Source organism: Neorhizobium sp. P12A (genome assembly GCF_008365395.1).
In the GTDB taxonomy this organism is placed as follows: Bacteria; Pseudomonadota; Alphaproteobacteria; order Rhizobiales; family Rhizobiaceae; genus Rhizobium.
Genome location: NZ_QOVX01000001.1, coordinates 356181 through 368392 on the forward strand (window position 1 = coordinate 356181; position 12212 = coordinate 368392).

Annotated in this window: 11 protein-coding genes; 3 read left to right on the plus strand and 8 right to left on the minus strand. The window is 58.8% G+C overall.

All coding sequences use genetic code 11. The features are described 5' to 3' along the window. The first annotated feature begins 70 nt into the window (after positions 1-70). The gene (locus tag DTW90_RS01670) at positions 71-1048 is read left to right on the plus strand and encodes a zinc-binding dehydrogenase (protein WP_149336137.1); all 978 of its coding nucleotides are present in this window, start codon (positions 71-73) and stop codon (positions 1046-1048) included. A 45-nt stretch (positions 1049-1093) separates the two neighbouring features. Here DTW90_RS01670 and panE read toward each other — a convergent pair whose 3' ends face one another. The 8 genes from panE to DTW90_RS01705 form a co-directional block, all read right to left on the minus strand. Further along, positions 1094-2032 (minus strand): 2-dehydropantoate 2-reductase, encoded by a 939-nt coding sequence (gene panE, locus DTW90_RS01675; RefSeq protein WP_149336138.1) that lies wholly within the window; start codon positions 2030-2032, stop codon positions 1094-1096. Positions 2033-2214: 182 nt separating this feature from the next. Continuing rightward, positions 2215-2505, minus strand: coding sequence for a GYD domain-containing protein (locus DTW90_RS01680; RefSeq protein WP_132519617.1), 291 nt, complete (start codon positions 2503-2505; stop codon positions 2215-2217). Between the two features lie 143 nt (positions 2506-2648). Beyond that, complete coding sequence (locus DTW90_RS36970; RefSeq protein WP_188079856.1) at positions 2649-2810, minus strand: hypothetical protein; 162 nt, start codon at positions 2808-2810, stop codon at positions 2649-2651. A 121-nt stretch (positions 2811-2931) separates the two neighbouring features. After that, positions 2932-4239: a DUF930 domain-containing protein gene (locus DTW90_RS01685; protein WP_188079857.1), complete on the minus strand. Its 1308-nt coding sequence runs from the start codon at positions 4237-4239 to the stop codon at positions 2932-2934. A gap of 309 nt (positions 4240-4548) precedes the next feature. Continuing rightward, positions 4549-6609, minus strand: a complete 2061-nt coding sequence (rpoD, locus tag DTW90_RS01690) for an RNA polymerase sigma factor RpoD (protein ID WP_149336140.1) — start codon at positions 6607-6609, stop codon at positions 4549-4551. Positions 6610-7075: 466 nt separating this feature from the next. Further along, positions 7076-7423 carry a GFA family protein gene (locus tag DTW90_RS01695; RefSeq protein WP_149336141.1) on the minus strand — a complete coding sequence of 116 codons (348 nt, stop codon included), beginning with the start codon at positions 7421-7423 and terminating at the stop codon, positions 7076-7078. Positions 7424-7434: 11 nt separating this feature from the next. Next, positions 7435-8472, minus strand: coding sequence for an L-threonine 3-dehydrogenase (tdh, locus tag DTW90_RS01700; RefSeq protein ID WP_149336142.1), 1038 nt, complete (start codon positions 8470-8472; stop codon positions 7435-7437). 36 nt (positions 8473-8508) lie between these two features. Further along, positions 8509-9696 carry a glycine C-acetyltransferase gene (locus DTW90_RS01705; protein ID WP_149336143.1) on the minus strand — a complete coding sequence of 396 codons (1188 nt, stop codon included), beginning with the start codon at positions 9694-9696 and terminating at the stop codon, positions 8509-8511. 403 nt (positions 9697-10099) lie between these two features. On the opposite strand from DTW90_RS01705, the gene DTW90_RS01710 reads away from it, so the two are divergent. Beyond that, a complete protein-coding gene (locus DTW90_RS01710; protein WP_188079858.1) occupies positions 10100-11110 on the plus strand; it encodes an SGNH/GDSL hydrolase family protein in 1011 nt (336 codons plus the stop codon). Positions 11111-11160: 50 nt separating this feature from the next. Continuing rightward, positions 11161-12198, plus strand: a complete 1038-nt coding sequence (locus tag DTW90_RS01715; protein WP_188079859.1) for an acyltransferase — start codon at positions 11161-11163, stop codon at positions 12196-12198. Positions 12199-12212: the final 14 nt, after the last annotated feature.

Consider the following 12212-nt stretch of genomic DNA (forward strand, 5'->3'; position numbering starts at 1 on the left):
CGTAATTTTGAACAATATATCTACAGCGCATCAAGATAGAAAGGCTCTGGTGTTAACAAGGAGCCTAGCCATGAAAGCCATTGCCTTCCGAGAATATGGAGGACCGGATGTCCTCGACATTACCGATCAGCCGGATCCTGAACCCACAGAGGGATACGTCGTCATTGCAGTGCGTGCCTTCGGCCTCAATCGAGCTGAAACTTACATGCGTAGCGGCAAGTGGGGGGACGTCGCAAAAATCAGCGGCATAGAATGTGTCGGAGAGGTGCTGCACGATCCGAGCGGCCGATTTTCGGCTGGAACACGCGTTGCCGCCCTCATGGGCGGCATGGGTCACAGCATCAACGGCAGCTACGCCGAACGCACACGTGTACCGCTGACGAATGTGATCCCTATTCGTTCAAGCCTGCCGTGGCCGGATCTCGCGGCTCTTCCGGAATCCTATGCAACGGCATGGACATGCCTGCATCGTAATCTCTCGCTGACCCCTGGACAGACCCTGCTGATCAGAGGCGCGACATCAGCGCTTGGCCAGGCGGCGATCAACATCGCCGCCGCTGAAGATATCAGGATCATAGCAACAACCAGGAGGCCTGAGAGGCTCCCCGCTCTTCGAGAGCTTGGCGCTCATCAGGTACTCCTGGACGAACCTCTCCTAAGCAAGACTTTGCGCCAAGAATACCCTTCCGGCATCGACGCCGTTCTGGACATCGTCGGCACATCAACATTGCTGGACTCGCTCAAGATCGTCCGAAGAGGCGGCCATGTCTGCATGGCGGGCTTCCTGGGCGGCGGCAGTGGAATTGCAGGCTTCGATCCGCTCACACATATGCCGAGCGGCGTTCAGCTCAGCTTCTTTGCCAGCTTCATGTTCGGTACGCCCGGCTACGAGCTCGACGACGTCCCCCTGCAAGCCATCGTCGAGCGATCGGAGGCTGGCCTTTACAAGGCCAACCCTGCGCGAGTCTTCGATTTTCACGATATCCGCGAGGCGCATCGGCTGATGGAGGCGGACCAGTCGATGGGCAAGTTCGTCGTAACCCTCTAAACGATTGCCAAAGTCAGCAATCGAAATTGTCCGGAACAGGCTGCGCTAACCGTTCGCAGCCTGTCTCGCCCGTTGTGCCTCATATGCCTTGAGATGGGCGAGAACGATGTTGAGCATCGTATAGGAGGCGCGCTTGTCCGGCGCCGCGCGGACAAGCATATCGCCGACGATCTGGTCGCTTTCGATACGGCCGTTACCTTCGATATCGCGGAGCATCGAGGCGGTGATCGGCGAGCCGGCTGTCGTCAGAAAGCCGCGGATGCGCTGGACGGCGGCTTCACCGGGGGCGAAACCGTTGGCTGCGGCGATGTCAAGGCATTCGTCGATCAGCTTCAACGCCAGATCGGACGCGCCGGCGGCCACATAGTCGCCGATCGCAGCGCGCATCAGGCAGGTCATGCCCGCCGTCGATGCGATGAACGCCCATTTGTCCCACATGGCCTTAAGGATATTGGGGCTTGCCTCGATATCGAAACCGGCATTGGAAAAAGTCTCGGCAATCGCTTCGATCCGCGCCGGCATGCCACCCCTGCGGTCGCCGAAGGCAATGCGATGCAGGTCGTTGAAGTGCAGGATGGCGCCATCGGACGCAATGGTCGACGATATGAAGCAAGCGCCGCCGAGAACCGCCTCCGCGCCGAAACGCGCTTCCAGCCGTTCCAGGTGCCGCATGCCGTTCAGTGTCGGCAGGATCATCGTCTGAGGGCCAACAGCCGGAGCGAAGGACGCCATCGCATCGTCAAGGTCATAGGCCTTGCAGCCAAGCAGAACGAGGTCGAACGTCTCCTTCAGGCTATCGGCGGTGACAAGCTTCGGCTGCGCAATATGCAAATCTCCCTTTGGGCTGCGGATGCTCAGGCCGCTCTCGCGCAGGAGCTCGCCTCGTTTCGGACGAACCAGAAAAGTCACGTCCCGACCGGCCGCTGCCAGTCTGCCGCCAAAATAACCACCAATGCCGCCGGCACCGACCACGAGAATGCGCATAATATCCACCAATCCGTACATTTATTTAGATGACGATCATCATGTAATTTTTAAATCCGCGCAAGAGGTCACCTGCCCCGGCAGATGACCTCTTGCGTTCACAAATGCGTCAGAAGCTGAAGCCCTCGCCGCAAAAGCGAAGGCGATGTAACGCGGGGTAAGCCCGCGCAAGCTATATTATCCTATAGAGAGCCGATGATGTCGCGATATGCCATCTCGGGAAACGCCTTCAGCGTCTTCGTCCTGACACTGCCAGCAGCTCCGAGAGAAAGCGTAAACCGGGCAACGACGGTATCGTTCGGCGCTTCGCAAACGGCGACCATGTCATACTCGCCCATAGTCAGATAGAATTCACGAAAATTCCCACCCAATTCGCCGAGCATCTTGCGCGCGGCATCGAGCCGCTTCGGCGATTCGCGAACATTCTTAATGCCTTGCTCAGTCCAGTTGATCAGCACGATATAAGTGGTCATCGCATACCTCCCCTGGAGGCATAGCCCACGCCGGTGTGCGTTCGTCGGTCCGGCGCCTCATGGCTCCCGTCGCCCCCGCAACAGGAACTATAGACCTGCCGCCGTAACCAAACAAGCAAACGGACCGGTACGAAAATGCTTAATCAATGCAGGGTAGTTGGCAGCTCTTCGGCAGCGAGCACATCAAGCGCTTCTTCGAGCGCTGCGACCAATATATCGGTCAGCTCGTCGCCTATGTTCTGGACGAGCATCGCGCTCACGGATTCGTCCTGGTTTTCGAGAAAACGGATAAGTTCTTCAGACACGTCATTGCCCCCAATTTCCGGAACCATCCCCGGTAGTGGGGTTAGAAATAGAGGTCGGTTCTTGCGCAAGGCTGGTGGGATGGATGCCAGTCGGCGTCCATCCTCCGGCGGTAACTTGCGGCTAATCCCCCCGAATCTGAAGGCTCTTCCATTCACTACGCGGGACGGCACCGCCAACATCGAACGAGAAGGATACGACCTTGGTCGCATCGTTATTGACCTCGCATTTGAAAATCATGCGGCGCCAAACGCCCGTTGGGTCTTGGAAGGCAGCCCGGCTGATGTTGAGTGTGTTGCCGGAAACGCCAGGATAATTCGGAACTTGCGTGGGAAAATGTCCCTCAGCCTGCGTGAGTTGAGCGACCAACTGATTGTAACACAGCGTTCCAAATCGCGTTCCCCGGGGAAGATTGCGAAGCGCCCTTACGGTGGTAGGGTCAGACGTCTCCTCTGTTGAGAATAGCGTTTTGGCTGTCTTCAGCTTAAGCCCGGTACCATCTTGAGCGTCGGCCGAGGAGACTGTCTTTGCCCCTGGCTTGGAGTTGTCCGTTGGCGGCTTCGCATCCTCCAGCTTTTTTTCGGTCGCAAAGCTCGTATGCAGACTGCCATCGCCATCTGAATTCGGGGCGTCGTTTTCCGAATGAACATCGTTCACATCAGTCTCAGGTAAATTTATATCCTTTGCCACAGGGCTTGCAGATTGCGCCTGCTTGCCTGGTTTTGCTGCGTCGTCGATGTTTGACGGTAGTTTCCCACCAGCAGCTTCGGCGACCTTGTTGGCATTGCCATCAGCATCGCCGGAATCTTCCGTCGCATTGTCATCCGGGGATTTGTGCCCGGCATCCTTGTCCGTGTACTCATGAACTGGAAGCTCTGTGGGTATTGGCGGCTCGGGTTGCGCCTGCGCCACCTCCTGCTTCGGCGGCTGCGGTTGCTTTTCCTTCGGCTTAGGCGGCTCCTCAGCCTTGGCCTCTTCTTTCTGAGGCTCAGGCGGTTTTGGCGGCTCCGGCTGCCTTTCCGGAGGCTTTGGCGCTTGTGGCGGCTTAGGCGCTTCCGGTGGCTTCTGCTCCGGCGGCTTCGGGGGCTCAGGTGCTTTTTCCGGCGGCTTCTCCTCCGGCTTGGGCGGCGGCGGCTCGGCCTTTTTCTCCTCAGTCTTTTCCTGCGGCGGCTTTTGCTGCGGTGCCTGTTGCCCCTCCTGCTTTTCGGGCGTTGGAGCCGCTGGCGGGGGCGGCTCGGGCGCCTTCTCGGCCTTCTTTTCCGGCTGCGGTTCCGGCGCCTTTTGCGCCATCTGCTGCTCGGGCTTCTTTTCCTCCGGAGGCGGCACCAGGTCGACGTTGACGGCGTCTTCCTTCTCAGGCGTCTGCTGGTCCGGCAGCCTCACGAAGATCAACGCGGCGACGACAAGATGGACCGCGATGGACGCAGCCACGATCCTGCCGAACTTCCCCCGGCGTTTTTCGGGAGTATTTTCCATCACTCAGACGACAACCATGAAATCCAAAGGGGCGTTAAGCAGTATGATGTGGGCCTCATCATGGTCATGCCGGATAAGAAGTCGAAAACTCAATCCTGCGCTTATAATCTTTCGAAACCCAACCCGAAAGAGGCGATCATGTGACCAGCTTGTCAGTCGCTAACGCAACCTGCAATCGCGAATATAGCGCCAAGCTGCCTCATCCAAACAAAAACCCGGCCAGCAGGGCTGACCGGGCTTGATCTTGTGATGCGCCTGCTGGCCTCAGCTGTCGAGGAACGAGCGCAGCTTTCTGGACCGGCTCGGATGCTTCAGCTTGCGCAGAGCCTTCGCCTCGATCTGGCGGATACGTTCGCGGGTAACCGAGAACTGCTGGCCGACTTCTTCGAGCGTGTGGTCGGTGTTCATGCCGATGCCGAAGCGCATGCGCAGCACGCGTTCTTCGCGCGGCGTCAGCGATGCCAGAACGCGGGTCGTCGTCTCGCGCAGGTTCGCCTGGATGGCGGCGTCGATCGGCAGCAGCGCATTCTTGTCTTCGATGAAATCGCCGAGGTGGCTATCTTCTTCGTCACCCACAGGGGTTTCGAGCGAGATCGGCTCCTTGGCGATCTTCAGGACCTTGCGGACCTTTTCGAGCGGCATGGCGAGCTTTTCGGCCAGTTCTTCCGGCGTCGGCTCGCGACCAATTTCGTGCAGCATCTGGCGCGAGGTACGAACGATCTTGTTGATCGTTTCGATCATGTGCACCGGAATACGGATCGTGCGGGCCTGGTCGGCGATCGAGCGGGTGATCGCCTGACGGATCCACCACGTCGCATAGGTCGAGAACTTGTAACCACGGCGATACTCGAACTTATCGACCGCCTTCATCAGGCCGATATTGCCTTCCTGAATGAGGTCGAGGAACTGCAGGCCGCGGTTCGTGTACTTCTTGGCGATGGAGATGACGAGACGAAGGTTCGCCTCGACCATTTCCTTCTTGGCGATACGCGCTTCGCGCTCGCCCTTCTGCACCATATGCACGATGCGGCGGAATTCCGTGATCGAAATACCGGTTTCCGTGGCGAGATCCTGGATTTCCTGGCGGATATCGCGGATCGTCGTGTTCTCGCTCTTGGCGAATTCCTTCCAGCCGCGAGCGGCCAGGTTGCCGATCGACTTCATCCAGTTTGGATCGAGCTCGGCGCCGCTATACTGCTCGAGGAAGCTGTCGCGCTTGACGCCGTAGGATTCAGCCAGACGCAACAGGCGGCCTTCGTTCTGCACGAGACGCTTGTTGATGTCGTAGAGCTGCTCGACGAGCAGGTCGATGCGGTTCTGGTTCAGCGAAAGCGACTTGACCGACTTGATCAGTTCGTCCTTGAGCTCCTTGTAGCGGCGCTCCTGCGCAGACGAAAGCGTACCGGAAGCGGCAAGGCGCTGCTCGACCTGCTGATCCTGCAGCTTGCGCAGCTTCTTGTAGGTCTCGGCAATGGTGTCGAGCGTCAGCATCACCTGCGGGCGAAGCTCGGCTTCCATCGCGGCGAGCGAGAGGCTGGACTCGTCTTCGTCCTCTTCCTCTTCCTCGGGCGGCAGGCCTTCGCCGCCGACATCGGTGATGTCGTCGTCGCCGGTGCGCATGCGCCGGGTCTTTTCCTTTTCCTCGGCAGCCTTGCGGTCAGCCTCGATCTTTTCCGGGCTCTGGAACTGCGGAGCAGCCTTCGCTTCCGGACCAGAATAGGTGGTTTCGAGATCGATGATCTCGCGCAGCAGCGTGGTGCCTTCGTTGAGTTCGTCGCGCCAGATGATCAGCGCCTGGAACGTCAACGGGCTCTCGCAGAGGCCGCCGATCATGGTTTCGCGGCCAGCCTCAATGCGCTTTGCAATGGCGATTTCGCCTTCGCGCGACAGAAGCTCTACGGAACCCATTTCGCGCAGATACATGCGCACCGGATCGTCGGTACGGTCCGTCGGTTCCTTCTTCTTGCTGGTCGCAAGCGATGTGCCGGAAGAAGGCGCGAGTTCGCCGCCCTCGCTGTCCTCGTCGCCGCCTGAATCGTCGTCGTCGCCGCCCGCAGGCGCAGCACCGGCTTCTTCGGCCTCTTCATCCTCGATCACGTTGATGCCCATGTCGGACAGCATCGCCATCGTGTCTTCGATCTGCTCTGATGTCACTTCCTCGGACGGCAGGACGGCGTTGAGCTCGTCCATCGTCACGTAGCCGCGCTTCTTCGCGGCCTTGATCATCTTCTTGACCGCGTCATCGGAAAGATCGAGAAGCGGGCCATCGGAGGCGCCGTCGCGTTCGACTTCAGCTTCTTCGTTTTCTTTGACTTTGGTTGCCATCTATATCGTCGCTTTCCCTGACGCTTTAAACTTCGCTACGGTGAATGGCCTCGCCTGCCCTGGCGCGCGACGCGCCGGCTTCGAATCACCCATATCCACCTAACGGAATGACCTTAATTCCTGATTAACCACGATCGCCGGCGCCGGACAGCAAAGCTGGATTGCGTTTGGATTTCCGGCCATGGTTGTGTGATCCGCCTGACCCAGTAGTTCACCGTATTCCGAAGACAAACGGTGATTCCCACAATTTTTGTTCTCGTCAAGCTTTTCCAGCAAAAAAGCCTGAGAAAGACGAGAAAAAGCCTTTTCCACAGGCTTGCCCGCCACTATCGATTGCTTCCCTCATTTAGGAATGCGCCCGACAAAGACAAGGGTCCTGATACCAATACCTTCTCTCGACGGCGGTAGTGGTGCGGATCTTTGGCAACCATCGGGCACCATCCGCTGCAAAATGCCGCGCCTGATATCAGCGGCTGGCACCGTCGAAGTGAGTCATCTGCAATTCGGATAGATCAACGGCCGGAACGCAGCGCAAATTGATCGCCGCCATCGGCGAGCCATCAGGCCCCTTGCCTTCGGCATAGGGCGCCACTCCGCAGGTCGCGCAGAAATGATGCTGCAGCGTGTGCGTGTTGAAGGTATATGTGGAGACATTCTCCTCAGGTGTCCTCAAATGGAAATCGGAACGCGGTACGAAGGCAAGGATGGAGCCGCGCCTGCGGCAGATCGAGCAGTTGCAGTCCATTCCAGTTAAAAACTCGCCCTCCACATCAAAGGCGATCCTGCCGCAATGACAGCTTCCCTCGTATTGCATTCCGCCCTCCACTAGTTCCAGTCCATCACCACCTTGCCGGAATTGCCCGAGCGCATGGCTTCGAATCCCTCGCGGAAATCGTCGATCCCGATACGGTGGGTGATGACCTGCGAGACGTCCAATCCACCCTGGACGAAGGCGATCATCTTGTACCACGTCTCGAACATTTCGCGACCATAGATGCCTTTCAGGTTAAGCATCTTGAAGATCACTTTGTTCCAGTCGATCTCGAAGCCGGCTGGCGCGATGCCGAGAATGGCGATCTTGCCGCCATTGTTCATCTTGTCGATCATGTCGCGAAAGGCGGCGGCGGCCCCCGACATTTCAAGCCCGACGTCGAAGCCTTCGGTCATGCCGATCGATTTCATCACATCGGCCAGATTTTCCTTCGACGCGTCGACCACGTAATCGATGCCGACCTTGCGAGCGAGCGCCAAGCGGTTCGGATTGATATCCGTTATGACGACCTTGCGGGCTCCGGAACGCTTGGCGACCATCGCCCCCATGATGCCGATCGGCCCCGCCCCGGTCACCAGCACGTCCTCGCCGACCAGATCGAAAGACAGCGCTGTGTGGACGGCATTGCCGAAGGGATCGAAGATCGCGGCGACCTCGTCGGGAATATCGGCCGGAATCGGCACGACATTCGATTCCGGAATGCAGACGAATTCGCCAAAGGAACCCGGCCGGTTGACGCCGACACCCAGCGTGTTGCGGCAGAGATGGCCACGGCCGGCGCGGCAATTGCGGCACTTGCCGCAGACGATGTGCCCCTCGCCCGACACCCGCTCGCCGACATGGTACTTGGTCACGGCCGAACCGATCTCCGCGATCTCGCCGCAGAATTCGTGACCGACGACCATCGGGACGGGAATGGTCTTCTGTGCCCAGCTGTCCCAGTTCCAGATATGCACGTCGGTGCCGCAGATCGCGGATTTCTTCACCCGGATCAGCACGTCGTTCGGCCCGACCTCCGGCACCGGCACGTTCTCCATCCAGAGCCCGACTTCAGGTTTTGCCTTAACCAGCGCCTTCATCATGTTCGACATGACCTGCCGTCTCCAAGAGATTCAAATGATTCGGATTCAGATGATTCCAAGTTCCCGGCCGGCCTCGGCAAAGGCGGCCACCGCGCGTTCGACATCCGAGCGCGAATGCGCCGCCGACATCTGCGTGCGGATGCGGGCCTGCCCCTTCGGCACGACAGGGAAGGAAAAGCCGATGACGTAGACACCCTTCTTGAGCATCAGCGCTGCCATGTCCTGTGCCAGCTTGGCATCGCCGAGCATGACCGGAATGATCGGATGATCCGCCCCTGCGAGCGTGAAGCCGAGCTTGGTCATCTCGGACCGGAAAAACTCGGCATTGCCGCAAAGCCGGTCGCGCAGCGCATCGCCATTTTCGATCAGCTCGAAGACCTTCAGCGACGCCGCCGCGATGACAGGCGCCAACGTATTTGAAAACAGATAAGGCCGCGAGCGCTGCCGCAGCCACTCGACGATCTCGGCCTTCGCCGAGGTGTATCCGCCGGAGGCCCCACCCAGCGCCTTGCCGAGCGTGCCGGTGATGATATCGACCCTGCCTTCGACGCCGCAATATTCGACCGATCCGCGGCCGTGATCACCGACAAAGCCGACGGCGTGGCTGTCGTCGACCATGACCATGGCGCCGTATTTCTCCGCCAGATCGCAGACGCCCTGTAGATTGGCGATGATGCCGTCCATGGAAAAGACGCCATCCGTCGCGATCAGCTTGAAGCGACTGCCCTCGGCCTTCTTGAGTTCCTCCTCAAGCGCCGCCATATCATTGTTGGCATAGCGGAAGCGCTTTGCCTTGGAGAGCCGCACGCCGTCGATGATCGAGGCATGGTTCAGCGCATCCGAAATGATGGCGTCCTCTTCGCCGAGCAACGTCTCGAACAACCCGCCATTCGCATCGAAGCAGGAGGAGTAGAGGATCGTGTCCTCCATTTTCAGGAAGGAGGAAATGCGCGCCTCGAGCTGCTTGTGCTCCTCTTGCGTGCCGCAGATGAAGCGCACGGAGGCCATGCCGTAGCCATAGCGGTCGAGCGCCTTCTTCGCCGCCTCGGCGAGCTCTTCATTGTCGGCAAGGCCGAGATAGTTGTTGGCGCAGAAATTGAGAACCCGCGCGCCGCCGAGAACGGCGATCTCGCCCGCTTGCTTGGAGGTGATGACACGCTCGGCCTTGAATAGGCCGGCCTCCTTGAGGCCCATGAGCTCGGATTTCAGGTGAGAGATGAACGCTGACGTCATGAGGAAGGCCGCCTATCATAATGAGATACAACTGTTCCGGTAACCACAGCAACTACCATATCATCGCCCACCATGTCGCGAATAGCGAGCGGCAGAAAACGGCGTTCTCAAGATATACCAGGACGGACGGCCCGGAGGGAGCAATGCCGTGGCGGGCGAAGCTCAGTCGACGCCGACATGTCTGAGCAGGTTATGCTCGACCTATATGCTCACATATAAAAATTGAATAATGCCCTTGCCGATTTGGCTGCCAGGGTCACGTAAGGTGACGTAGGATTTCGTGCATTCAGCAACAACGGCATGCCTGTTACGCTTGGGCACCGGGCGGCCGACGAAGATCAGCATTTCAAACAGAGATAGATTTTCGCTGATGGGTATATTTCCTTGTTTGTACGCATCTTTATTGCTTCTGATCTCCGTTCAGTCCGCCATAGCCGAAGAGGTATCAGCGCCTTCGCGCTGGATCGGTCGGGTTGCGGAGGATCGCAGGGAGTTTGGGTGGCCCGGCAGCGGCCTCGAAATGGTGTTTCGCGGAACATCTCTTAAGCTGCGCTTGGAAGATAGCGGCAACAACAGCGCCATGCTGGATGTGGACGGGCGTGTCTCGCGGCTCGATCTTGCCAAGGGGAGCAAACTCTACGTCGTTGCCGATGGGCTGCCGAACGGACAACACTCCGTACGATTGACGCGTCGAACAGAGGGCCTGTTCGGAAACACTCGCTTCCTTTCCGCAGAGACAGACGGCAGCTTTCTGCAATCTCGACCGTCGCCGCGGCGTTTGCTGGTCGTCGGAGATTCGATCTCGGCAGGCTACGGCGTCGAGGCAAAGACCAAGGGATGTAAACCCGACGCCAATGCCGAGACCGAAAACCAATATCTGACTTACGAAGCCATCACAGGCCGGACGCTCGGCGCGGATGTAACGACGCTGGCGAAATCCGGCATCGGAGTCTCCCGTGCTAATGACGACGGCGAGGTCATGGCAGGCTTGATCGATCGATTGACACCCACCGACAAGAATGGCTCGCCCCCATCCGGCGATCCGGACTATCAGGCGATAATAGTCAACCTCGGCACCAACGATTTCGGAAGTGGCCTTCGCCCGCCGACCTTCGTGAAAGACTATGCGGCGCTTCTCTCAAAGCTGAGGACGGAGCACCCGGACGCGCTGATCTATGCCGCTCTCGGACCGATGCTTTCGGATCCCGATTTCGCTGCGGGGGAAGCGGCAGTCAAAGCCGTGGTCGATTCCCGGATTGCCGCGGGCGACACCCATTTGCACTATCTGCGATTAAGGGTCGCCGTCGGAAGCTATGGGTGCAACTGGCATCCCAGCCCCCCGACGCACGCCGCTATGGCGCAGATCCTGACGGACAGGCTGCGTAAGGATTTGAACTGGAGCGCGGCACCATGACCGGCCAGGGTCTTCAGGTGCCAACACCACCTCGAAGCGGAAAAAAACACTTGCCGTCGCTACAGGTTCTGCGTTTTGCAGCGGCGTTCTTTGTCGTGCTTTTCCATGTCGGCAGTGGACTGCAAATCCAATATCAACTCACCACCAATCCGTTCGGCCTCGGTGCTGCCGGCGTCGACATATTCTTCGTGCTGAGCGGCTTCATCATCAGCTACACGACCAACCCCGCGCGGGGCTTCCTCGACTTCGCCCGCCGAAGGGTGGCGCGCGTCGTACCCCTTTATTGGCTACTGACGCTGGCGGTCATCATCATTGCCTTGGCGAAGCCGGATTTGCTCAATTCCACGGTGCTGACGCAGCAGGCAATCATCAGGTCCTTCCTGTTCGTGCCCTATGAGAAGAGCAACGGGGCTATCCAGCCACTGTTGTTCCTGGGCTGGACCCTCTGCTACGAAATGTTTTTCTACCTGATTTACGGCCTGTGCGCGCTGGTCTCCGGACGCGGGGCGTCCTGGCTGGCGTCCGGCGTCCTCCTGTTCCTGGTGGGGCTCAATTCCCTATGGCCGGACGGACCCGCCGAATGGCGCTTCTACACCAGTCCCATTCTCGTCGAGTTCGTTCTTGGAATGGGGCTGCAGGAGATCTTTTCAGGCTCGGACTACTTCAGGAACGGTTCCCAGCTCCTTGCTCTAATGAGCATTATCTGCGCGCCGGTCGCCTATTTTACCGCGTCGCTTGTCTTGCCGGGAATTGTGCCGCCCGCCATTTTCTCGGCGCTCGTTGTGATCGGATGCCTGTTCTGGAAGGTACAGAAAACGCGCCTGATCCTTGCGCTTGTCCTCCTGGGCGACGCTTCCTATTCCCTTTATCTGGTGCACCCCTACACAATCCAGCTCGTTATGAAGCTGCTCAGCAAAGATGCTTCGCTGGGGCTGGTGTTCCTGCTTTTATGCGCCGCGATCATCTGGACGGTGGCTATATCGCTTGCCCTTTACCAGCTGGTTGAACGACCAGCGCAAAGGTTCCTACTCAAACCCCGACCGAAGGCGCTTCTGCCTGCCGTCGAAGTGTCATCCGGCAGCGACTAGATCCTTTTGAACCG

What these genes read in the sequence shown, in the direction of transcription:
- DTW90_RS01680 (WP_132519617.1), bottom strand. Translation starts at nt 2,505, where the DNA reads ATGACCACTTATATCGTGCTGATCAACTGGACTGAGCAAGGCATTAAG.
- panE (WP_149336138.1), bottom strand. Translation starts at nt 2,032, where the DNA reads ATGCGCATTCTCGTGGTCGGTGCCGGCGGCATTGGTGGTTATTTTGGC.
- tdh (WP_149336142.1), bottom strand. Translation starts at nt 8,472, where the DNA reads ATGTCGAACATGATGAAGGCGCTGGTTAAGGCAAAACCTGAAGTCGGG.
- DTW90_RS01695 (WP_149336141.1), bottom strand. Translation starts at nt 7,423, where the DNA reads ATGCAATACGAGGGAAGCTGTCATTGCGGCAGGATCGCCTTTGATGTG.
- DTW90_RS01705 (WP_149336143.1), bottom strand. Translation starts at nt 9,696, where the DNA reads ATGACGTCAGCGTTCATCTCTCACCTGAAATCCGAGCTCATGGGCCTC.
- rpoD (WP_149336140.1), bottom strand. Translation starts at nt 6,609, where the DNA reads ATGGCAACCAAAGTCAAAGAAAACGAAGAAGCTGAAGTCGAACGCGAC.
- DTW90_RS01670 (WP_149336137.1), top strand. Translation starts at nt 71, where the DNA reads ATGAAAGCCATTGCCTTCCGAGAATATGGAGGACCGGATGTCCTCGAC.